At 41.0% G+C, this 23,841-nt stretch carries 20 protein-coding genes and 2 tRNA genes; 9 read left to right on the forward strand and 13 right to left on the reverse strand.

Annotation, left to right across the window (positions count from 1 at the left end; translation table 11 throughout):
• Nucleotides 1–13 precede the first annotated feature (13 nt).
• Entirely contained in the window at nt 14–1,042 is a 1,029-nt protein-coding gene (locus OQX61_RS11170; RefSeq protein WP_265841753.1) for a quinone-dependent dihydroorotate dehydrogenase, read from the forward strand.
• Between the two features lie 197 nt (nt 1,043–1,239).
• Here OQX61_RS11170 and OQX61_RS11175 read toward each other — a convergent pair whose 3' ends face one another.
• The 4 genes from OQX61_RS11175 to OQX61_RS11190 form a co-directional block, all read right to left on the reverse strand.
• Nucleotides 1,240–1,503, reverse strand: a complete 264-nt coding sequence (locus OQX61_RS11175) for a hypothetical protein (RefSeq protein ID WP_265841754.1) — start codon at nt 1,501–1,503, stop codon at nt 1,240–1,242.
• 60 nt (nt 1,504–1,563) lie between these two features.
• Entirely contained in the window at nt 1,564–1,740 is a 177-nt protein-coding gene (locus tag OQX61_RS11180) for a hypothetical protein (RefSeq protein ID WP_062550053.1), read from the reverse strand.
• A gap of 37 nt (nt 1,741–1,777) precedes the next feature.
• A tRNA-Cys gene (locus tag OQX61_RS11185) sits at nt 1,778–1,848 on the reverse strand.
• Nucleotides 1,849–1,898: 50 nt separating this feature from the next.
• Nucleotides 1,899–2,648, reverse strand: coding sequence for an RNA methyltransferase (locus OQX61_RS11190; protein WP_265841755.1), 750 nt, complete (start codon nt 2,646–2,648; stop codon nt 1,899–1,901).
• Between OQX61_RS11190 and OQX61_RS11195 the strand changes: the two genes are divergently transcribed.
• On the forward strand, nt 2,639–5,047 hold the full coding sequence (locus OQX61_RS11195) for a BamA/TamA family outer membrane protein (RefSeq protein WP_265841756.1): 2,409 nt from the start codon (nt 2,639–2,641) through the stop codon (nt 5,045–5,047). The genes OQX61_RS11190 and OQX61_RS11195 overlap by 10 nt on opposite strands.
• A 92-nt stretch (nt 5,048–5,139) precedes the next feature.
• Here OQX61_RS11195 and OQX61_RS11200 read toward each other — a convergent pair whose 3' ends face one another.
• Entirely contained in the window at nt 5,140–5,670 is a 531-nt protein-coding gene (locus OQX61_RS11200; protein WP_265841757.1) for a hypothetical protein, read from the reverse strand.
• Between the two features lie 79 nt (nt 5,671–5,749).
• The gene (locus tag OQX61_RS11205) at nt 5,750–6,226 is read right to left on the reverse strand and encodes a TspO/MBR family protein (protein WP_265841758.1); all 477 of its coding nucleotides are present in this window, start codon (nt 6,224–6,226) and stop codon (nt 5,750–5,752) included.
• Between the two features lie 244 nt (nt 6,227–6,470).
• Between OQX61_RS11205 and OQX61_RS11210 the strand changes: the two genes are divergently transcribed.
• From OQX61_RS11210 to OQX61_RS11225, 4 genes are all read left to right on the forward strand, one after another.
• Nucleotides 6,471–6,620 (forward strand): hypothetical protein, encoded by a 150-nt coding sequence (locus OQX61_RS11210; RefSeq protein WP_265841759.1) that lies wholly within the window; start codon nt 6,471–6,473, stop codon nt 6,618–6,620.
• Nucleotides 6,621–6,690: 70 nt separating this feature from the next.
• Nucleotides 6,691–7,965, forward strand: a complete 1,275-nt coding sequence (locus OQX61_RS11215; protein ID WP_265841760.1) for a DUF5690 family protein — start codon at nt 6,691–6,693, stop codon at nt 7,963–7,965.
• A gap of 28 nt (nt 7,966–7,993) precedes the next feature.
• Entirely contained in the window at nt 7,994–9,157 is a 1,164-nt protein-coding gene (locus OQX61_RS11220; protein WP_265841761.1) for a TIGR03364 family FAD-dependent oxidoreductase, read from the forward strand.
• 129 nt (nt 9,158–9,286) lie between these two features.
• Nucleotides 9,287–10,351 (forward strand): META domain-containing protein, encoded by a 1,065-nt coding sequence (locus tag OQX61_RS11225; RefSeq protein WP_265841762.1) that lies wholly within the window; start codon nt 9,287–9,289, stop codon nt 10,349–10,351.
• A 118-nt stretch (nt 10,352–10,469) separates the two neighbouring features.
• On the opposite strand, the gene OQX61_RS11230 is transcribed toward OQX61_RS11225, so the two are convergent.
• Nucleotides 10,470–12,845: an ABC transporter permease gene (locus OQX61_RS11230; RefSeq protein WP_265841763.1), complete on the reverse strand. Its 2,376-nt coding sequence runs from the start codon at nt 12,843–12,845 to the stop codon at nt 10,470–10,472.
• A 265-nt stretch (nt 12,846–13,110) separates the two neighbouring features.
• Nucleotides 13,111–13,182 (reverse strand) — tRNA-Arg (locus OQX61_RS11235).
• Nucleotides 13,183–13,586: 404 nt separating this feature from the next.
• Here OQX61_RS11235 and mgtE point away from each other — a divergent pair.
• On the forward strand, nt 13,587–14,960 hold the full coding sequence (mgtE, locus tag OQX61_RS11240) for a magnesium transporter (RefSeq protein WP_265841764.1): 1,374 nt from the start codon (nt 13,587–13,589) through the stop codon (nt 14,958–14,960).
• A gap of 156 nt (nt 14,961–15,116) precedes the next feature.
• Here mgtE and ychF read toward each other — a convergent pair whose 3' ends face one another.
• Nucleotides 15,117–16,211, reverse strand: a complete 1,095-nt coding sequence (gene ychF, locus OQX61_RS11245) for a redox-regulated ATPase YchF (RefSeq protein WP_265841765.1) — start codon at nt 16,209–16,211, stop codon at nt 15,117–15,119.
• 100 nt (nt 16,212–16,311) lie between these two features.
• Here ychF and OQX61_RS11250 point away from each other — a divergent pair, with 100 nt between their 5' ends.
• Entirely contained in the window at nt 16,312–16,782 is a 471-nt protein-coding gene (locus OQX61_RS11250; protein ID WP_265841766.1) for a DUF5362 family protein, read from the forward strand.
• A 162-nt stretch (nt 16,783–16,944) separates the two neighbouring features.
• Here the strand turns inward: OQX61_RS11250 and OQX61_RS11255 are convergent, their stop codons facing one another.
• Both OQX61_RS11255 and OQX61_RS11260 read right to left on the reverse strand, forming a co-directional pair.
• Complete coding sequence (locus tag OQX61_RS11255; protein ID WP_265841767.1) at nt 16,945–17,634, reverse strand: SRPBCC family protein; 690 nt, start codon at nt 17,632–17,634, stop codon at nt 16,945–16,947.
• The gene (locus OQX61_RS11260) at nt 17,631–17,882 is read right to left on the reverse strand and encodes a hypothetical protein (RefSeq protein WP_265841768.1); all 252 of its coding nucleotides are present in this window, start codon (nt 17,880–17,882) and stop codon (nt 17,631–17,633) included. The genes OQX61_RS11255 and OQX61_RS11260 overlap by 4 nt, the downstream gene beginning before the upstream one ends.
• A 171-nt stretch (nt 17,883–18,053) precedes the next feature.
• Here OQX61_RS11260 and OQX61_RS11265 point away from each other — a divergent pair, with 171 nt between their 5' ends.
• Complete coding sequence (locus OQX61_RS11265; protein ID WP_265841769.1) at nt 18,054–19,481, forward strand: alpha-L-fucosidase; 1,428 nt, start codon at nt 18,054–18,056, stop codon at nt 19,479–19,481.
• 77 nt (nt 19,482–19,558) lie between these two features.
• Here the strand turns inward: OQX61_RS11265 and OQX61_RS11270 are convergent, their stop codons facing one another.
• The gene (locus OQX61_RS11270; protein ID WP_265841770.1) at nt 19,559–22,675 is read right to left on the reverse strand and encodes a CusA/CzcA family heavy metal efflux RND transporter; all 3,117 of its coding nucleotides are present in this window, start codon (nt 22,673–22,675) and stop codon (nt 19,559–19,561) included.
• Nucleotides 22,676–22,703: 28 nt separating this feature from the next.
• Nucleotides 22,704–23,798: an efflux RND transporter periplasmic adaptor subunit gene (locus OQX61_RS11275; RefSeq protein WP_265841772.1), complete on the reverse strand. Its 1,095-nt coding sequence runs from the start codon at nt 23,796–23,798 to the stop codon at nt 22,704–22,706.
• Nucleotides 23,799–23,841 lie beyond the last annotated feature (43 nt).

Here is a 23,841-nt window from a genome sequence, read left to right on the forward strand (position 1 = left end):
CTATATTCGTTCCATGTACCGTCTAATTAAGCCTTTATTCTTCCAGTTTGAGCCAGAAAAAGTACACCATTTTGTGGTGAAACAACTGAAATGGTTCAATGATCACTTCCCAATGGGGAAAACAATTTTACGCAGCAGCTTTGATGTCAATATCAAAGGACTGGAACGCGAAGTCTTCGGAATCAAATTTAGAAATCCTGTAGGACTTGCTGCTGGTTTTGATAAAAACGGAGAATATGTTGAAGCATTGAGTAATCTGGGCTTTGGTTTCATAGAAGTAGGTACTGTAACCCCATTGCCACAACCAGGGAATGAGGCGCCAAGAATGTTTCGCTTGCAGGAAGATTCAGCCCTTATTAACCGCATGGGATTCAATAATAAAGGTGTAGATACCCTTGCAGAGCGATTAAGACTTTTAAAAGCCAAAGATAAAAGCATCGTGATCGGTGGTAATATCGGTAAGAATAAGAATACCCCAAATGAAGATGCGGTAAGCGATTATATCAAATGTTTCGACCGTCTTTTTGACGTGGTCGATTACTTTGTGGTGAATGTAAGTTCTCCAAACACTCCGGGCTTAAGAGAGTTGCAGGAGAAAGCACCGCTGATGAATTTATTAAACACCCTACAACAAAGAAACCTGACTCATAAGGTAAGCAGACCAATCTTGTTAAAGATCGCGCCTGACTTAACCAATGAGCAACTGGATGATATTGTGGAGATCGTTTTAGAAACTGGTATTGCAGGTGTCATCGCGACCAATACTACAATCGATAAATCAGGATTAAATAGTCCGGCAGAATTAACTGGCGAAGCTGGTGGATTAAGCGGAAAGCCTTTAACAACCCGTTCAACGGAAGTAATCAGATATATCTCTAAGAAATCGAATAAAGCATTCCCTATTATCGGGGTGGGAGGGATTCATTCTCCTCAGGATGCTAAAGATAAACTAGAAGCCGGTGCATCACTGGTACAGCTTTATACCGGCTTCATTTATGAAGGTCCGGGTATTGTGAAAAGAATATGTAAAGAGCTCGTGTAGCGCGTTCTTTTGGCGTTGAAATACGACGCATAATAAAAAAACCAGCAATGAATAGCTCATTGCTGGTTTTTTTATGCCATATATTTTATGAACCCAAAATTTAAGGCATGAAGAAGGTTAGGGCTTTAGAAAACAAAATCTGAGAATCTGTGAGAAGGCCCAGGAAGTTTGCCCTCTTCCGGGCAAAGATTCCAGCCTTAGAATAGATTCCTGATTTTGTTGAGTGCAGAGGCGCTACTATAAGTATGGTAGTACGATGGAATGGTGATACAATAGAATGGTAATACGATGGAATGGTAGTACGATAGAATGGTAGTACGATAGAATGGTAGTACGATAGAATGGTAGTACGATAGAATGGTAGTACGATAGAATGGTAGTACGATGGAATGGTAGTACGATGGAATGGTGATACAATAGAAGAATCGTACTATAGAAAGATGGAGGGCTAGAAAAATCAAGTCGCAAAAAAAAGACCTTAGGAATATCCTAAAGTCTTTCTTATTTCTTGAAACAGAAACTTATGCTCTTGCAGTAAGTTTATCTAGAACAGCATTGTTTTTAGCCAATTGATCTGTAGTAGACTGTTTAGAACGGCTACCTAATTCAATGTTAGTAGCTAATTTTAAGTTTTTCACATCTAATTTAGCGAAAGTCTTATTTCTTCTGTCTTTTCTTTTTAATCTAGTAACTGCCATGGTGTAACCCTTTATTTTTTTATTTATTGTAAATCTGAGGTCGAGAGCGGATTCGAACCGCTGTAGGAGGTTTTGCAGACCTCTGCCTAGCCACTCGGCCACTCGACCTTTCTAAAAATTTAGAATGCAAAAGTAGCAATTAAATCTAAGTATGCAATTTATTTTTGAAAATTTCTGCTGATATCTGCGCATAGTATTGCAGCACAAACAGCTACGTTTAAAGATTCTGCTCCGCCAATCCTCGGAATCGTCACAGGTACTGTAATTAACTCCATAATTTCAGGAGAGATCCCTTGTCCTTCGTTTCCTAAAATGACCAATCCTTCGGTTCCCCAATTCACATCATACATGCTTTTGCCATTTAGTACCGCTCCAAACACCGGAACAGTAGGCGCAGAAAGTAGTGGCGCAAGGTCCTGATAGTAGATTTCCATCCTGCTTAAGGAGCCCATTGTGGCTTGTACTGTCTTCGGATTATAAACTTCCACTGTATTCTGAGAACAAATGATCTGTTTAAAGCCAAACCAGTCCGCGGTGCGGATGATTGTACCCAGATTTCCCGGGTCCTGTATACCATCAAGGACTAAAGAAAAGTTGTTTTTGAGCTGTTTTGTATCCAGTACGGGGTTTTTAGGCAAATGAACCAGGGCCAGAATCCCCTGTGGGGTCTGTAAAGTACTTATCTTATCCAGTTCCGTACTGTTTACTTCAAATAACTTTATATTTGCGGGTAATTCAGGGAGTAGAGACTGATATTGAGCCAGATAATAGATGCTGTGAACCTGGTAGGAAGATTGAATAAATTCTGCAATAGATTTTATACCTTCAATAATAAATATCCCATTTTCTTTACGGTACTTTTTTTGATGTAACGATTTTATAAAACCTATTTGAGATTTTGAAAGCATACTATAATTATAAAAAGAATGTCCAGTTTCTTGCAATATTACTACTTATTATTGTTTTTGCGGCAGGATGTTCTTCAACAAAATACATCGAACCCTACCAATCCATCGTTAAGAAAGTCGAGATAGACAGTATCGGCAAAGCTTTTGAAGAGGAAGCATATAACTATATCCAAAAGGACATTCGCCCTACTTCTAAGTTAGGAATCAATGTGTTGCTTTATAATATGTTCAATACCAAAGACGGCCGGTATAAGACCAGCAATATCAAACCTTTGGGTAGTCCACCGCCAATACTGGACAGTGCAATTGTAGATATTTCCCGAAACCAAATTGAAAAATACCTGGTGAGTAAGGGTTATTTTAATGCCAGAGTGAAGTCTGATATTAAAGTGAAAGACAAAAAAGCAGAGGTTGTTTTTACGGTGAATAAAGGTCCGGAGTTTAAAATCTCCGAATTTAATTATCAGATTCCAGATTCGGCAGTAAAGCAGCTGTACCTTTCCAGAAGGGACCTGTTTACCCATGTTAAAAAAGGAATGCGCTTTGATGATGACTCCCTCTCTTTTGAAAGAGATCAGATTTATCAATTGATGAAAGAGAACGGTTATTATGATTTTGCAAAGCCTTATGTCAGGTTTTTGGTAGATTCCAACAGCCACGATAGTAAGGCAAAAGTAACGCTGCTGATCGATAATCCGCTGGATAAAGCTAAGCATGAAAAGTATAAAATTGGGGAAACAAATATTGTTATTGCGCCAAATTCAGATGGTTATCCTGATTCTGTGGTCTTGAATAAACGGATATTTAAAGGGATAAGGTACACCGATCTCTCTAAGAAATTCAGAAGAAACCCTATTGTGCGCTATAATTTTCTCCGTGAAGGGGAAGAGTACAACATCAAAAATGAGAACACCACCTTTGATCGGTTGTATGAGCTGAATGTGTTTAAGAATGTTAAAATTGACTACCAAAAAGCGAAAGACAGCACTTTCACGGTAAACCCATTCGTCCAGCTGATCCCTCAAAAAATTATGAGCAACAGGGTGGAAGGAGAGGTGCCTTTTAATGGAGGAACAGTTGGATTTAACTTGAGTAATACCTATACCAATAACAATTTATTCAGAGGTACGGAACGTTTTGAGTTCCAGATTAAGGGTGGATTGCAATCCAGGGTAGGTCAGGGAGGCTCTATTTTTAGTGACATTTACCAGCGTGATTTTTCGGTAAGTTCCAGCCTGACTGTTCCACGCTTAATGATGCCTTTCTTTTCTAAATATGTTACCGGGAAAGGTGGAATGCCCCATACGATCTTTTCTACCAGTTATGTGTTTGCTTTACAAAAGGATTTCTTTACACGAAGGGTATTTTTAAATTCCCTGACTTATGATTTTATAGAAACAAAATCTAAGCTGCATTCGGTTACTCCAATAAATTTTGAGTATAGATTTGGGAGCCTGCTTTTTGATCCGTTGGATACGACTCAAAACATTAAGGATCTAGTTTTAAATAATGCATATACGATCAAATTGCTTACAAGAAAGAGTATTACGTTGGGTATCAAATACGCTTATTCATTGAATGCGGATAAATTGCTGAACGGTAATGATTTTATTTATTTCCGGGGAAATATAGATTTAGCTGGAAATATGCTCCAGGGGATAACAAAGCTTAGTGGGGTGAAGACTGATCCGGGTAATGAAGATTTTGGCAGGATTTTAAATGTTCCGTTTAACCAATATGTGCGTCCGGAGGTTGATGTAAGATGGTATAAAGGTCTTGGGCCGGATAAGCAATTTGTAGCCAGATTAAACCTTGGCGTAGGTTATGCCTATGGGAATTCCGTGGACATGCCATTTGAGAAGTTGTTCTTTGCAGGTGGTTCTTCGGGAGTCAGGGCATGGCAGGCCAGAACTTTAGGTCCGGGTGGATATAATCGTGGAGATGCAATTAAAACGCCAGACGAGCGTAGGACGCTTTATGGTTTGGATCAACTCGGTGATATGCACATGGAAGCAAATTTTGAGTATCGTTTCAAGCTGGTCAACAAGTTTTTTGGTGGTAAATTAAAGGGAGCTATGTTTTTAGATATGGGGAATGTCTGGAATATTTCCAGTAAGGAAGCCGATAGCAATCAGGTGACCGTTTTTAAACTAAAGAATCTGGCTAAACAAATCGCGATAGGCACAGGTATGGGATTCCGTTACGATGTCCAGTACTTTGTATTCCGCTTTGACGTGGGACTTAAACTTAAGGATCCACAGTTTACCGGTTCAGACCAATGGGTAATCAGTAAGTTTTTGGGCGGGGGTAAGAAGTTTAGAGATGATTATGATGCGCTTAATACGCCAGACCGATACCGGTTTGTACAATACAACTTTGGTATCGGAATGCCTTTCTAAAATGCAGACTGCTATCTCATGTAGCTTTGTTTTTAGCGCTGGTTTTGTCTGGTTAATTTTTATCTTTTGATCAGCAGCGGTCAGGCGGCTGGTTAAAACATTTTCTTTAGTCCATCAAAAATGGTCTCAAAGAAAGTGGAAGCATCCAGGCCATTGCTATGGTTGAAATAAAAGAAACATAGCAATAAGATCACTGCGATGATGATGAATTTTCGGAATGCAAAAGCTAAAAACACCAGGATTAAGGGGAATAAAACCAACCACATACTGCTAATGGTGTAAGGGTTTAAAGTGCCGTCTTTTTTATAGACATACAACAATTTACTGTGTGTACCCTTGTCGTTCTGGTGTTTCAGGTACACAAAAGCAGATCTTTCCAGTTGCAGCGGCAACACGGCAATACCGTCATTAAATGTGATAGGTTGTGTGAAACCACTTACCGTAAAAGTATAAATACCATTGATTTTCTCAATCGGGTTCCCCAGAGAATCCGCCGCAATAATGGCCAGTTTGCTGTTTTTCAATAAGCTTTCTTTGACGATAAAATTATTGATGTCCGCGTGTTGTGCGAAGACAGAGGAACAGGCCATAAATAGCAAAAACACTAAGAATATTCGTTTCATTGCGCTAAAAATCATTGGTGATAAGTAATTCTTTCAAATGTACTAAAAGTGGATATGTTTTTATAGATCCGCTAATAATTTAACCATTCAGTGAAAAGATGCTGTATGTCAGTACTGTTGCGAAACATACCCATAGGAAATAAGGGATGAACAATAACCCGGCAGTCTTGTCAATTTTATAAAACATCGTCCCGTTGATCACAATGACAATCAGTAAGAAGACAATTTCAAATAATGCGGCACCCAGGTTCTTCGCGTAAAAAAACAGGAAAGACCACATCATATTTAGCAACAGCTGAATCGCATACACCGCAATCATACGCGGGAAATGAGCAATCTGATCCCTCTTCTGCCAGACTAAGTAGGCTGAAACACCCATCAGGATAAAAAGACAGGACCATACCGGAGGAAAGATCGAATCTGGTGGATTAAAAGAAGGTTTTGCCAGTGTCGGGTACCATGTTTTTACTGAAGTCAGGGTAAGTATACTTCCAATGGCGCCAACTGCTAAAGGGATAGCCAGGTTAATCACAAAAGCAATAGGGTTGAATTTCATTTTTTATTTTTTTGAGTATTAATGGCCTTAATCAGGGCTTATGCCACAAAGATCATGGTTTTTATCAGGCTTAACAACCGCAAATTTAAATGGTTTGAAGCTGTTATTTAAACGATCCGTGTTTTTGCTTAAATGATCTGAACCTGCTGACGAAGGTAAATGAAATCTAACAATTACTTAACATTAACTTTGTTTAGTATTAATGAACAAAGTTTAGTATTGCAGAACATATAAATGATCAAAGATGTCTGTAAAATTAGTAGTATTTGACATGGCAGGGACCACTGTAAAAGACAAAAATTACGTGGGAATAGCCTTTCAACAAGCCATGAAAACTCAGGGTTATAAGGTTAGCATAGAAGAGTCCGGAGTGTTAACGATTATCAGCCAGTAAAAGCGGTATGAACCTGTTAAAATATTGCCGGAACAAGGTTGCCGGCTGGTCATATCTCTATATTTCTATAATGGCAGGTCTAGCAGCCTTTGGCTGTTATACCAGTATGTATGCTTTTAGAAAAGCATTTACAGCGGGTACTTTTGATGGGCATGAATATTTAGGTGTTGATTATAAAGTATGGCTGGTGATTGCCCAGGTAATGGGCTACACCTTTAGTAAGTTTTACGGGATTCGTTTTATCTCGGAGTCCTCCGGAAAAAACAGGGGACGCAGCATTTTAAAGCTGATTGGTATTTCCTGGATCTCCTTACTGGGTTTTGCAATCGTTCCTGCACCATGGAATATCGCGTTTCTTTTCATCAATGGTTTTCCTTTAGGTATGATTTGGGGGCTGGTTTTTAGCTATCTGGAAGGACGCAGAAATACCGAATTTATGGGTGCTGTGATGTCAGTAAGTCTAATTTTTGCTTCCGGATTTATTAAAACTGTGGCAAGGACAGTCATGGATTTGCTGCCTGTTAACGAATACTGGATGCCTTTCTGCACCGGGTTATTGTTTGTCATCCCTTTGGTTCTGTTTGTCGCTCTGCTGGAAATGGTACCGCCACCAACTGAAGAAGATCAGCGTCTGCGGACGAAACGCTTGCCAATGAATGGTAGTCAGCGGAAGAAGTTCCTGTTGAATTTCCTGCCGGGAGTGATCTTAACGATTGTCATATATGTGGTGCTAACCGTGATCCGAGACCTGAGAGATAACTTCGAAGTAGAAATCTGGCATGACCTCGGTGTAACCGATAACCATATCTATGCGAAAATAGATGGCTTTATCGCATTGGTCGTCCTGACCATGGTGGGCTTCCTGATTCTCGTAAGGAACAACCTGAAAGCTTTTGTGATCATTCACTGGATGATCATCGGTGGATGTGCATTAACAGGATTGGCAACTTTGCTTTTTGATGCACATTATATCAGTCCGGTTACCTGGATGTGTCTGGTAGGAATGGGTCTTTATATGGCTTACATTCCCTACAATGCGATATTTTTTGAACGCATGATTGCTACTTTTCATTACAAAAGCAATATTGGCTTCATCATGTATGTTTCAGATGCAATCGGTTATCTGGGCAGTGTGAGCATTTTGCTCTTCAAAGAATTTGGAGATGCAGAGATCAGCTGGGGCCACTTCTTCCGGCAAAGTGCTGTCGTAGCGGCAGTAGTAGGTGTGAGTTGTAGCATGGTTTCCCTGCTTTATTTCCACCAGAAAAGTGTAAAGAATAAGAAAAAAGAAAGTAATATTACCCTCCCTGCATTGGTATTAGATGTAAAGGGGGGGACGAAATAAAATTTTTGACCACATAAAAATAATTGAAATGAATACAAAGCATTATGACCTGATTGTAATTGGTGGTGGTATTTTAGGAACCTTCCACGCTTACCATGCTTTAAAGCTGGGAAAAAAGGTTTTGCAATTGGAAAAGGATAATTATCCGGTAGGCGCAACGGTACGTAACTTCGGTCAGGTGGTTCCTTCGGGAATGTCGGGCGTTTGGTTTGATTATGGTGTCCGCGGACTGGAAATCTATCAGGAAATTCAACAGGAGTTTGATATTTCTGTACGCAATAACGGTAGCGTTTACATTGCATCTGATGATGACGAACAAACACTGATCCATGAGCTGAAAGCACATTATGATACTTTAGGTTATCAGCAGGAGCTATTAGGAAAGGATGCTGTTTTAGCTAAGTATCCTGCAATCAAGGGAACTTATGCAAAAGAAGCCCTGTTTTTCAAACAGGAAGTTAGTGTAGAACCGGCCTTAATGATTTATCGTCTCCAGGAATTTATGCAGTCGAAATTTGAAGGATACACCTTGCTGTGTAACTCCCCGGTAATAGATTGTACACCTACAGGAAACGGCGTGGTCGTTCGCGTGACCGGCAACCGTACCTTTAAGGCAGATAAAGCAATACTTTGCAACGGCTATGAGTTTAAACTGTTATTTCCTGAGTTGTTCGCTTCCAGTGGACAGGTGATCAGTAAACTTCAAATGATGCGCACCGTGCCTATGCCGGAAGTGCCTTTGGAAGGGAATATCTTAACCGGACTGACGATTAGAAGATATGAAAGCTTTGAAGAATACTGCCCTTCATTTAAACACCTGATTACTCCTGACCATTATAAAGAACTGAAAGAATGGGGAATCCATATGCTCTTCAAAAAAGCTGTGGATGGTAGTTTTATCATCGGTGATTCTCATGAATATGCTGATGTTGCTCATTTTGATGACCTTGGTTTCAATGTGAAACAGCATATCAATGAGTTGATGTTGAAGGAAGGAGAACGTATCGTGAACTTTAACCTTCGTGATATAGGGACCACCTGGGCGGGTTTTTATCCTCAGCATCCTACAGAAAACATTTTGGAATATAATATTGAGGATTGTATCCATATTCGTACTTGTATCGGTGGTAAAGGGATGACCGCCAGCGCCGGATATACTGAAGCAAGTTTGAAAGGGATTTTGGGACTTTAATTCCTGCCCGTACTTTTTTCCTGCATTTTGTGCTGTAGCTAAAGTCTGTTTAATTTTGGTGTGAGAATTGTAGGTACCTCGTGCTGTCAAATCAGGCAGCCGTTAAATCTCATTTTAAATACACGCAAAATGTTAAAAAGTATCATTACAAAAAAAGGAATTCTGTCGCTACTGATCGTTTTTGGTAGCATAGCCAGCGCAATGGCTGCGGATGTGATCACGCTGATGGTGAAGGAAGACCGCGCTTCCTGTACAGGGGTTGCACCAATGAATTGTTTACAGGTAAAATACAAAAACAGCAAAAACTGGGAACTGTTCTATAGCGACATACAAGGTTTTAAGCATCAGGAAGGTTATCGTTATACACTTTCAGTGATCAGGACAAAAAGGAAAAACATTCCTGCCGATGCGTCTGCTTATACCTACAAACTGAAAAAAGTAATTAAAAAACAAAAGATAGCAATAAAACCTTCATCAGGTAAGGATCCGTTACAGGCCGCTGCAAATCAGAAATGGACCCTGAGTAGAATCAATGGTGTAGCCGTAAACAGTGATCGCGTTTTTATTACGCTGGATGAAAAAGGAAATAAATTTAACGGATCCGGCGGCTGTAACAGCATCTTCGGAAGTTTCAATTATAGCCCAAAAAGCAAAAGCCTGACTATTGGTAATGTGGCTTCAACAATGATGGCTTGTTCGGATGATAAGTTGAATAAACTGGAGTCTGAATTTACTAAGGCTTTAACTGATCGGACATTCAGACTGGAAACAAGTGGAAATACCTTGACTTTTTACAAAGGAAAAGATAAAGCCTTAGAATTTAGAACTGAAGCGAATAACAGCAATGATATCTGGAGTTTTATTGGTAAAAACCGATGGAAATTAATCCAGATGGATGGGGTAACGCAACAAAATTCACCGATCACGATTTCTTTTAATCTTACAGATCGTCGCTTTAGTGGTAATTCCGGTTGCAATAATTACTTCGGTACTTATGACGCAGGAAGCACCAGTATTGCTTTTGGCTCGGCAGCAAGTACACGCCGTGCCTGCATGGATCAGGCATTGAATGAAATGGAAAGTAAATTCCTGGGCATTTTAGCAGGCAAAAACTTCAAGTTCGATGTAGCAGACCAGACTTTGAATCTTTACCAGAATGACCGTTTGGTGCTGATGTTTGGCATCACTAAATAATAGAATCCGTTACCGTCTAAATGAGAGGTACGGCCTCACAACTATTGTTAAAAAAAACAAAAAAACGGGATAGCTTAAGTTATCCCGTTTTTTGTTTACACTCATTTAGGTCTCAAAACTATTCATACTTTAAAGCATCAACGGCATTTGCCTTTGCCACTTTGAACGTTTGCATGCTTACGGTTAATATGGAAATGATCAAGGAAATTATGGCTGCAATAAAGAATGGCCAGATGGAGATCTCGATCTTATAATCGTATTTACTCAGCCAGTTTTTAGCAATGATATAGGCCAGAGGAAAAGCAATCATATTTGAAATGATGACCAGTTTCATAAAGTCCTTGTTTAAAAGCACCAGAATGTTTCTCAAATCGGCACCCAGTACTTTTCTGATGCTGATTTCTTTACTCCTTTGTTCAGCCATATATAAGGCTAATCCGAGCAGTCCCAGACAAGAGATGAAAATGGCAAAACCACCAAATATATTGGACAATACGCTCAGGAGCTTTTCACTCTGTAATTGCTCATCCATGCCCTGACTGGTGAATTTTAGCGTCAGCGGAAATGCAGGATTCATTTGTGCAGCAATCTTATTGATCAAAGCTACGGATCTGGATAATGGTAGTGCCGGATTTAAATGGACTAGTAAAACTTGAGTTCTTGCCGGATTATAATAGAACAAGGTAGGCCTTGCTTTGGAACCAATAGATTCGTTGGAGTAATCCTTTACCACGCCAACAATGGTCAAGGGAGGGTCATCACCCCAGGTAATCTGTGTGCCGACCGGGGTTTTAAGTCCCATGGTTTGTACTGCAGTTTCATTGAGCAAGACAGAAGTCGCCGTATCTGCAACGAACTTCGGACTAAAATCCCTTCCCGCAACAAGTTTGGCACCTACAGTGTTCGTAAAATCATAACCAGTGCTTCTATAATCAATGATAGAATTGTCGTTTGCAGCTTTCCCCGGCCAGCTGATATTGCCGGTGATACTACCATCTTCTGTAAAGGAACTGGCAAACTCTGTAGCAGAAACAATTGCACCGGATTTTTTAAGCTCCTCTTTGAAACGTTGTAAGACCAGAGGTTTAGTCCATTCCCCCTCAATATCCAACTGTGCAAGGTTATCCTTGTCAAACCCTAATGGCTTGTTCTTCATGAATTGAATCTGTGTATAGATCACTATAGCGCAGATGATCATACAGACGGATAAACTGAATTGTACAATAACCAGGATTTTGCGGATGGATAAAGACCTTGCTCCGTTCCCTTTAAATCCTTTAAGTACTTTAATCGGGCTGAATGAGGATAGATAGAAGGCTGGATAGCTACCGGCAAGTAAGCCGGTGAATAACGCCAGCACAGCCAGTGTAGTCCAGAACAGGTAAGAATGGTAATCTATCTGGATTTGAATGTCCAGTAAGTTGTTAAAATAAGGTAAGCTCAGTTCCAGCAATACAAAAGCAAGTAATAAGGCGAGGAATGACAACAATAGGGATTCCAGCATAAACTGGCCCATGAGGTTAAATCTGGTAGAGCCCATGGCCTTTCTGATCCCTACTTCCCTTGCGCGTTTTTCGGAACGTGCAGTAGAAAGGTTCATATAGTTGATGCTGGCAATCAGCAATACACAAAAAGCAAGGAAGAGAAAAAGCTTCACCTGGTCAATTTTTCCACCGGAAGGTTTACCATTTTCAAACTCGTCATACAATCGGATTTTCGAATAAGGGAACAGAAAAGCTTCCATATCTGTATCTTTATCATGGGTAGCGATCAGTTTTCTGAGGGAAGCGTCTGCTGCTGCAAAGTTATCTGCGTCTTTAAGTTTAAAAATGGTGACGCAGGTAATGGAGCCCCAATTGGTTTCTTTTTCAGCAGGGTTTTCCTGTTCAAAAAGGGCGCGGCTTTGTAGCGCATCAAATTGGAAACTCTGGTTTTTTGGTAAATCTTCAATGACGGCCGCAACCTTTAAAAGTTTGCGGTTATCCCATTTTACAGATTGTCCAAGAGGATTTTCATTTCCAAATAAACGCTTTGCTGTACTGGCTGTAAGCAGGATTGAATTGGGCTCACTCAGCGCCTGGTCTGCATTGCCGTAAATGAAATGATAATCGAAGATCTTCAATATAGAAGGGTCAACAAAAAGACTGTTGAGCTTAAAGTTATTTTCCTGGTGACTGAAGAACTTATCCCGGGTAGCCATTGTAATTCTTGCGGCCTGTTCAACACCTGGTATGGTTTGTAAAGCGGTTTCCGCCAGTATACCTGGAGTGGCGACGGTAGTGATCAGCTGCTCGTTGATTTTTAAATTTAACCTGGTCATGTAAATCCGGTCAATATCTTTCAGCTGTTTATTGTAACTCCATTCATAGTTTACATAGAGTAGCAGCATCAGGCAACAGGCCAAACCAATTGCCAATCCACCTATATTAATCAGGGTAAACCCTTTGTTCTTCCAAAGATTTCTTAGTGCGATTTTTAAGTTTGTCTTGAACATGCTGCGATTTTATTTTCCTGGTTTAGACCAATAGTATGCCATATTTATTAAAGGGGCAAAACAGCGTTATTTAGGCCTTCTGATCGCTTTAATGTTCATTAACGGACAGTTTGTTGTGCATAATCGTACAGCTGCCTGAGAGCTGCTGGCGTAATACGATCCTGTTTTACCTGAAAAATACGTCTAATAGCCCGGAGCTGGCTAAGGAATTTCAAATTTACTATAAAAAAAGCCTTCCAGTTTTCACTGAAAGGCTTATAATAAGTGTTCCCGAAGGGATTCGAACCCATATCTGTTGAACCGGAATCAACAATTCTATCCATTGAACTACGGAAACATTTCGGCAAATATATCAATTAGATTGGTTATTCCTTAATACTCTTTCAATTTCCAGCTTTTCCTTATTTTACAACCTGTAAAAACCTGCCGATACTTAAAAAATGGACCCTATGTCAGAATAACTGCCATTTCCGCTTCAAAAAAATAAATCAAATCCACCCTCAAATCTGTTCTATTAAATCTTGATAATGAATGGGATAGAGGTATGTTCCGTTTCAAAATCAGGAGCGTCTTGTAAAAGACAATAATAATCCGTTATAAAGGCCATTTTTCGAAAATAAAAAGGCACTTTTGCAAAAATGATAAATGCCGTTACTGAGGGATTGCTGATCAATAAATCGCATCGTAAGGAGTTCGGCATTAAAAGAATACATTAATGAAAATCATGTAAAGAAGGGGCGTATGGAAGAAATGATTGTTGAAGAGATCGAGAAGCTCTTAGAGCAGGAAGATAATACACAATTAAAGGAATATTTAGACAATCTGAATATTTCGGACGTTGAACACCTGATAGACGAACTTCCCCAACACGCAGTTACATTTATAGATACCTTGTCCATCAAAAGGGCAGTTAACGTTTTCAGAATCCTCGACTTTCCGACTCAGGAAAGAATCATTAAAAAACTTCCCGGTAATAAGCTCGCAGAGTTAATCAACCTGTTGCCTCCCGACGACCGTACCTCTTTATTTTCTGAACTCAGTGGTGAAGCGGTAAAAAAACTGATCATTCTGCTGCCTGCAAAAGATAGGGTGGAAGCACTTTCCCTTTTAGGATATGAAGAAGATAGTGTAGGAAGGTTGATGACGCCAGATTATGTGGCGGTAAAAAAGGACTGGACCGTAACCAGGGTATTGGAACACATCAGACGCTACGGGAAAAATTCTGAAACCATCGATGTGATTTATGTCATTGATAAAGACGGAACTTTACTGGATGATATCAGGATCAGGGAAATTCTCCTGGCAGATCCGGAGGCAAAAATCGGGGATCTAACCGATCGTCGCCTGATCGCTTTAAAAGCAAACGACCATCAGGAAGAAGCAATTAATATCTTTAGGATGAATAACCGCGTGGCTTTACCTGTTGTAGATGACCATAACGTATTATTAGGTATCGTAACCGTAGATGATATTCTTTGGATTGCCAACGAAGAATACACAGAAGATATGCACAAAATAGGGGGTACTCAGGCACTCGATGAACCCTATTTGGATATGCCTATTTTTGGTTTATTTAAACGAAGAATAGGTTGGTTGGTTGTGCTTTTCCTTGGAGAAATGCTAACGGCAACCGCAATGGGACATTTTGAAGCAGATATTGCGAAGGCAGTGATTCTGGCGATGTTTGTTCCCCTGATCATTTCCAGCGGTGGAAATAGTGGCTCTCAGGCCTCTACGCTGATCATTCAGGCGATGGCACTGGGCGAGATCACCGTAGGAGACTGGTGGAGAGTTATGAGAAGAGAAATCATTTCCGGACTAATGCTCGGTGTAGTATTAGGTTGTATCGGTTTCCTGAGAATCTTTGTCTGGACGTTTTTCACGCCTATGTACGGTCCGCATTGGGTGCTCATAGGTGTTACTGTTGGTGTATCATTGGTCGGAGTGGTCTTGTGGGGCTCATTGGCAGGCTCTATGCTGCCCTTGATCCTGAAAAAGCTGGGTGCAGATCCGGCAACCTCTTCCGCGCCATTTGTCGCCACGCTAGTCGATGTAACCGGATTGATCATTTACTTCTCTGTAGCAGTAATGTTCCTGACAGGAGTACTCCTCTAAAAGCTAAAACATCAAATAAAACAGGCCATATAAAGCCTTCGATAAAATGTAAACCGGGAAATTACCGGCACAAAAAAACCGGATGCTTCGTCACAACGAGTCATCCGGTTTTCTTTTTTAACCTCTTTTAAAGCGTCAGCAAACGCTTAAAAATATTTATACGTTAAAACGGAAGTGCATGATGTCTCCATCTTCCACAACATATGTTTTTCCTTCTACAGATAATTTACCAGCTTCTTTACAAGCTGCTTCAGAACCTAAAGTAACGAAGTCATTATATTTGATCACCTCTGCACGGATGAAACCTTTTTCAAAGTCTGTGTGGATTACACCAGCAGCCTGAGGTGCAGTAAATCCTTTAGTAATTGTCCATGCACGTACTTCCTGAACACCAGCGGTGAAGTAAGTATATAAATCTAACAGACGGTAAGCAGCAACGATCAGCTTGTTTACACCAGATTCGGTTAAGCCAAGGTCAGCTAAAAACTCCTGACGTTCTTCATAACTTTCCAGTTCTGCAATTTCTGATTCTATCTTCGCAGAGATCACTAAAACTTCAGCTTTCTCGTCTTTTACCGCTTCTTTAACGCGATCTACATAAGCATTGCCATTGATCACAGAGTTCTCATCAACATTACAAACGTACATTACTGGCTTCTGAGTCAATAAACCCATATCCTCAATAAACTCAAAATCTTCTGCTGCAACTGCTGCTGAACGTACAGATTGTCCTGACTCAACATGCGTTTTGATCACGCTTAAAATATCGAAAGTTCTTTTGGCATCCTTATCGGTTTTAGCCATTTTTTCTACTTTCTGAATGCGTTTTGCAATAGTATCAAGATCTTTAAGTTGTAACTCAGTATCTATAATTTCTTTATCCCGAATCGGGTCAACAGAACCGTCAACGTGAATCACGTTCCCGTCGTCAAAGCAACGCAAAACATGGATAATGGCACTTGTAGCCCTGATATTACCCAAAAATTGATTACCCAGTCCTTCACCTTTGGAAGCACCTTTCACTAAACCTGCAATATCAACAATCTCAATTGTATTTGGAACAATACGGTTTGGCTGTACCAATTCGGCCAATTTAGTTAACCTTTCATCAGGAACGGTGATCACACCGATGTTAGGTTCAATTGTACAGAAAGGGAAATTAGCCGCTTGAGCTTTTGCGTTAGATAAACAGTTAAATAAGGTAGATTTTCCAACATTTGGTAAACCAACTATACCACATTGTAATGCCATGAATGATTTTTTCTAGTTTTGCCGCAAAGCTACCAATTTTTTAAAAATATTCTTTATGTTTAGGGTATCTAAAAACTAATTAACGTTTAAGAACAGTTACATGGAAGAATTCGAAGAAACAAAACCAGATCACACAGAGGTTGAAACACTTATTATTACGGAAGATATCCGCAGCGATATCTATGAAACTGCCAAATGGGCGAAATTTCTATCGATTGTTGGATTTGTAGGTTGCGTTTTGATGATTATCTTGTCCTTAACTATGCCGGCTATGCTGGCATCCCTGAATAAATTAGGTAATAGTCCGCTGGGTAACGGTAATGCTGCGGCAACCACGGCAACTTATCTGATCACCGGAATTCTTTATTTTTATCCGTCTTTGATGTTGTTTAAATACGCCAATTCTGCGCAACACGCGGTATTGTATATGGATCAGGACAGCCTGGGAGAAGCAATGGCTAAGATGAAATCCCTGTTCAAGTTTGTGGGGATTATGACCATAGTGATGCTTGCTATCCTTGCGATTACGGTGTTACTACTTATTGTAGTAGCTATTGGTGCGGCTACTTAACCAGAACAGCAAGCTATTCAGAAGAAGAATAGCAACAACGCATATCCTATAAACAAGAAGGCCTGCACCATAAATATGGTGCAGGCCTTCTTGTTTACTCCATATTATGGAAGGAGGTCATATTCAGAATGCTTATTTTTAACAAGAATTCCGGCTTGAAAATCAGGTGTAAACCGGAGTTTTATGCTCAATGGTATGCTTAAAATTTTTCATTTCCTTTTTCAATAAACTCTCCAGATAAGGATTCATCAATTTCGACAGACCGATACCCAATCCTCCTCCAACAGGACGATAAGACAATACCACTTTCAAGAAAGTCTCTTTTCCGTCTTCGGAAGGCGTAAATTCTACCCTGCCTACATGATGAAGCAATGAGCCTGCAGCGGATTTCCAGCCAATCAAACGACCGGGTTCCTCCTTTACAATCTCTGCATCCCAGTTTACGGAAAACAAATTGCCAATCACATTAGACTTCCAGGTCGATAAATTTTCGTCGATCACCTTCACATCTAAAAGATGCTGGATGCTTCCCGGAAGATTGTTCAAATTCCGCCAATATAAAAATACTTCATGCGCCGGTTTATCAATTATAAACTCTCCGCGGATATTAACTGCGCGTGGCCTTCGGGCATCGATTCCCAATTGTTCATAGAATAAACAACGCCCTGTAGCCGCTCGATAGGCCATATATGCACCATAAAGAAATTTACTTTTAGAAGGTTTTCTCAAACCCCAACTGATCAATGCACCACTCAGGAACATCGACACCATACGTTCCGACCAACCGATATTCTCATATTGGTGTTTCTCAATAGAGAACCTGCCGGATCTTAATTTTAAGGGTGTACTCATAATTTATGACGCTGATTAATTTCTCTTCCAATTGAATCTACCATCCAATGGTCTAGTATTCCCCATATTTGCTCCCATTTCCCATCCAATTCTTCCCGAAGCTGAGTGATCCTGTCGGGACCAATATAACAGATGAAATAACGGGCACCATCGCTGGTTTCCTCTGGTTTTATGGTAATGATGGTATCTGCGCCATCTATATCAAGATGAATGTCAAACTCGTCCGGACCGATTTCCTTGTCTTTCATGTTTGCTGGATTTAATTACAGTTTATATAACACCTAAAATGCCCTTAGTGTTTGCAGATTACTGTGAATCAAGCCAAAATCATTTAATTTAATGGCAAAAAAAATGAACTTACAGCCGCTTATATGTTGCAATTTAGTGGGCAGTACCTAACCATAAATGAATCTTGCTGTATGAATAAATCTTCCTTTTTCTTCTTGTGCTCTTTTTTGCTGAGCACGGGTTGTGCGATTGCACAAAAAGCACCTGCCCCATATGGGGCTGTTCCGAATAAAAACCAGCTGGCATGGCAGGATATGGAATATTACATGTTCATCCATTTTGGGCCAAATACCTTTACTGATAAGGAATGGGGGCATGGCGATGAAGATCCTAAAGTTTTCAATCCGACCAAACTGGACGCCAGACAATGGGCACGTACCGCCAAAGCTGCAGGAATGAAAGCAATCATCATCACAGCAAAACACCACGATGGTTTTTGCCTGTTTCCAAGTAAATATAGTACCCATACCGTTAGAGAAAGTGCCTGGAAAAATGGTAAAGGCGATGTGCTGAAGGAACTTTCTGACGCTTGTAAAGAATATGGACTGAAATTTGGCGTGTACCTGTCGCCATGGGACCGTAACCATCCTAAATACGGAACTCCGGAATACAACGATATTTTTGCCAAAACATTAAACGAAGTGCATACTCAATATGGACCTGTTTTCGAACAATGGTTTGACGGTGCAAAAGGAGAAAAAGAGAAAAATCAGGACTATGATTTTAAACTGTTCAACGGCATCGTTAGAAAACACAACCCACAAGCCGTGATTTTTAGTGACATTGGTCCTGATGCACGCTGGATGGGTAATGAAAGCGGTGTAGCCGGTACTACAAACTGGTCGACCTTAAATACGGATGGTTTCGGGGTAGGAAAGCAGGCACCTGCAGCTACCGTATTGAATACCGGAGATGAAAATGGTAAATACTGGATCCCTGCAGAAGTAGATGTTTCTATCAGACCAGGCTGGTTCTACAGTCCCAAAACTGATGATAAAGTGAAAACTTTAAAAGAACTGGTTTCTATTTATGAAACTTCAATCGGGCGTAATGGGAACCTTTTACTGAATGTTCCGGTAAACCGTGAAGGTCTGATCCATCCAAATGATTCAACCCGTTTGATGGAATTGAGAAAAACTATTGATGCAAGCTATAAAATAAACCTGGCCAAAGGGAAGAAAGTAACGGTTAGCAACACCAGAAAAGGAACGCAGTTTGCAGCATCCCGCCTGACCGACGGAAACCCGGCTACTTACTGGGCTACTGATGACGAGCTGAAAACCGCGACTATCACCATAGACCTGGGGAAAGCAACCACGCTTAACCGTGTGGTTTTACAGGAATACATTGCCCTGGGACAACGTGTTAAATCATTCTCCGTAGAATACCTGGCGGATGACAATACTTATAAAACGATAGACCAGCAAACCACGATAGGTCATAAAAGGATTCTTTCGTTCCCTGCTATTAAAACGAGTAAAATCCGCGTCAATATTCTGGAAGCAAATGCCTGCCCGGTGCTTTCAGAGATTGCAGTATATAACGCAGCAGACCTATAGGTGTTTAAACATTCTTGAAACTATTGAAACAGGTGTTTTAGACCTGTTTCAATAGCTCTTAACCTATAAAAAGACCCTTAATTAAATTGACTTACCTTTTTCTGGTATGCCCAATAGAATACTATCGGGTATACAAAAAGGTTAAACAGCGTATTGGTAATTAAACCACCAATCACTACAATTGCTAAAGGTTTAGAAGCTTCAGAACCTATCCCGGTAGACAATGCCGCAGGCATCAGGCCAATCGCTGCCATCAATGCCGTCATAATAACCGGACGCATTCTACTGGCCACCCCATCTTTTATCGCATCCCCAAAAGTCCATTCCGGACGATGCTTTAACGCGATAATATTCTGTTTAAACTTCGTAATCAGAATCACCCCATTCTGCACACATATTCCGAATAAGGCGATAAAACCAATCCCCGCAGAGATATTGAAATTGATACCGGTAGCCAGGATAGCCAGAATACCACCGACCATTGCAAAAGGTACATTATTCAATACCAACAGCGAATCTTTGATGTTTCCAAACAGCACAAATAAAATGAAAAAGATAAGTAGTAAACTGATGGGAACCGCTTGTGATAACCTGCTGGTTGCTCTTTGCTGGTTCTCAAAATCACCTGCCCATTCCAGCTTATATTCCTTGGGAAGCTTGATTTTCTCATTTACTTTGGCCTGAGCCTCCGCAATCACACTGCCCATATCTCTCCCCCTGATAGAAAACTTAATGGCGCCATACCGCTGGTGTTTGTCGCGGTAAATGATGCTGGGACCTGTAATCTTTCTGATGCCGGCGATCTCTCCCAGAGGTACTTTAGCCCCTGAAATGGTAGGAATACGCAGTTTAGCAATGTCGCTTTCGTCTTTTCTGAAATCTTCCGGATAACGGATGATCAGGTCAAACTTCCGTTCTCCCTCATAAATTTGAGTGGCTGCTTTTCCACCGATAGCCATTTCGATGACCGCATTGGCATCCGCAGTACTCACGCCATACAGGGCCATTTTCTTTTGATCCAGATTGATCTGTAATTCCGGCTGACCGAGGTTCCTCAGGATGCCCAGATCTTCAATCCCCTCCACCGTTTTCAAAATATTTTCAATCTTCTCTTCCTCTTTTTCCATAAACTCGAAATCATTGCCAAACAGCTTAACCACAATCGAGCCTTTCACACCGGAAACAGCTTCCTCTACATTGTCAGAAATGGGTTGAGAGAAGTTCAGACTAATTCCGGGGAAACTCTTTAACTTCTCCTGCATCCGCTCAATCAGCTGCTCTTTCGTCTGTTTTCGCTTCCATTCCTGCTTCGGGTAAATGTCTACGTGGAACTCCATATTGTAAAAACCGGTCGCATCGGTTCCATCATTCGGTCTGCCGGTCTGCGACATCACCTGTTTGACCTCCTCAAAGCTTAAAAAGATCTTCCGGAGCTCATTGGAGAGCTTTTTTGTCTCCTCCAATGAGATGCTGAGCGGGCCGGTGGCACGTACGTATATAGAGCCCTCATCCAATGTAGGGAGGAATTCAGTACCCATAAACTTATAACTGAACAAGCCGATCACCAGGATCCCCATAGAAATACTAAATGCAAGTTTTCTGAATTTAAAGCACTTGTCGAAGAAAAGGATCACATATTTAGTAAGGAATTCTAAAAAGATGTTGTGTTTCTCCCGTACGTTTTTCCGCAGTAACACGCTTGCCAGTGCCGGAACCAGTGTAAAAGTAAGGAGCAAGGCACCTAGCAAGGCAAAACTTAAGGTCCAGGCCAGAGGAGAGAACATTTTTCCTTCCACCTTTTCGAAAGTAAAGATGGGTAGCAAGCCGGTGATGATGATCAGTTTGGCAAAGAAAATACCCTTTCCATTCTCCAGGCAAGCTTTTTTTATCAATCCCAGCTTACTCAGGCCATTGAATTTCTCCATGCCTACCTTTTTGGCTTTATGGTCGAGGGCCACAAAAATCCCCTCCACCATAACCACCGCACCATCGATAATGATCCCGAAATCTATCGCCCCCATAGACAATAAATTGGCCGACATCCCCTTCATTTTTAAACAGATGAAGGCAAATAACAAGGCTAGCGGAATGATTATAGACACAATCAACGTAGTCCGCCAATCTGCCATAAACAAGAATACGATCAGGGTTACAAAAATAATCCCCTCCATCATGTTCCCCATTACAGTATGTGTGGCGTAGTTGACCAGGTCTTCCCTGTCATAGAAAGGATTGATCTTTACATCTGCCGGCAATATGTTTTCATTAATGTCTTTAATCTTTTCTTTTAGCCTGCTGATGACCTCGCCTGGATTTTCTCCTTTGCGCATAACCACGATCCCTTCAACCACGTCGGGATCCTGGTCCCGGCCTACCTGGCCTAAGCGAGGTAAGGCCGATTCTGCGACTTCTGCGATTGTCTTTACATAGACCGGAGTCCCGTTAAAGTTATCAACCACCACATTTTTAATCTCTTCAATATTGTTCAAAATCCCGATTCCGCGAACCACATACGCCTGTCCGGCCTGAACAATCACGTCCCCGCCAACATTGACATTGCTTTTGGAAACGGCATCGAATAGTTCAGTGGCACTCACGCCATATTGTATCGCTTTTTGCGGATCTACCGTGATCTGGTATGTCTTCACCTCACCACCAAAACTCACCACATCGGCGATGCCCGGAACGGACAGTAATTCCCGTTGTATGACCCAATCCTGCAAAGTTTTTAACTCCCTTGCCGATTTAGTATCACTACTTAAGGTATAACGGAAAATTTCTCCTGTTGGCCCGTAAGGTGGTTGTACCTCTGGCCTCAGCCCCTCCGGTAAATCAGCTTCTTCAATATGGTTGTTCACCTGGACCCTGGCTTCGGCATATGCTACATCGTCTTCAAACGTGATTTTTACGATAGAGAGGCCAAACAGAGAAGAGGAGCGGATGCTGGTTCTTTTCTGCGTGGGGTTCATGGCAATTTCTAATGGTCTGCTCACAAACTTCTCCACCTCTTCGGCACTTCTACCCGGCCATTGGGTGATGATGGTAATATTGGTATTAGTCACATCCGGAAAAGCTTCAATCGTAGTATGCTTGAAACTAAGGTATCCTGCCAGTATCAAAATGAATGTGGCAAAGAAAATAAAGTATTTGTTATTTAGCGAAAAGCCAATAACCATCTTAATGAATTTATTCATTACAGCTGTTTTTGTGGTGATGAATAGATTAGTTTTTCAGGCTCTCATATAAGAAAACCTGCTTAGACGCGATCACACGGTCGCCAGCCTTTAAACCTTTACTGATATAGGCTTTGTCGGCGGTTTTACGGCCGATTTCTACTTCCTGAATACGTACTTTATTTGCCCCCTCAATTACCAGTACATAATTTTTGTTCTCATCGAAGACGATACCTCTGGCGTTCACAACCGGTAAATCGATCCCTGATTTCGCAGCAACCAATACCGTAGCCATCATCCCTGGTTTCAATAAATACCCTGGATTGGGAACGATCACCCTGGCCTTCATTACCTTGCTTTCATTATCAATCAGGTTGTAAATCTTATCGATCTTTCCTTTGAAAGTTTTTTCCGGATAGGAGAGGATAGCGAGCTGAACTTCATCGCCTTCTTTGATTCTGGAGATATCAGATTCATAGATATTGACCATCGCCCAGACCTTAGAAAGATCAGCCACTGTAAACAGGTTGTTGTCATTATCCGGTCGCACCTGCATATTTGCAGTCACATTTTTCTCAATGATGAAGCCCGATAAAGGTGATTTAACCGTGTAATTGCCACTATTATTGCCGCCGTTTAATTTAAGGGTGGCCAGCGCGCGTTTGTTTTCTGCCTGCTTGATCAGAAAGTCGTTTTTCGCTTCTTCCAATTCCCTGGCGGAGGATAAGCCACTTTTATAAAGCTCCTCTGCTTGTTTTACCTGTCTTTCCGCATTTCTTAGTTCTGCGGCTGCACTGATTACTTCTTTATCAAATCCGGCCATTTCTGCACTACCCATAATAGCTAGTACCTGACCTGAAGTTACTTTGTCGCCCAATCTGACAGGTACACTGCGCACCGTACCACTCAACATCGGGAAGATTTCTGCTTTACGTTCCTCATTCGCAGTGATTTTTGCAGAAAAACTCAGGTCGGATCTGTTATTTGCCTGTTGCACCGTGTCGATTAATAGCCTGTTGATGAGTGAGTCGGTGACTGCAAATTTCTCTGATACCGGGGCTTCTTTGGAGCTATTGCAACTCTGACTGGCGATGACGAATCCAATCAAAGAGAGTTTGCTGATGTTTTTTAGAAAGATTTGCATGGGGAGTAGATAATTTAAAAATGGGTGGCTTATTTAAATGGGT

Origin of the sequence: Pedobacter sp. PLR (assembly GCF_026239675.1) — a bacterium.
GTDB lineage: Bacteria > Bacteroidota > Bacteroidia > Sphingobacteriales > Sphingobacteriaceae > Pedobacter.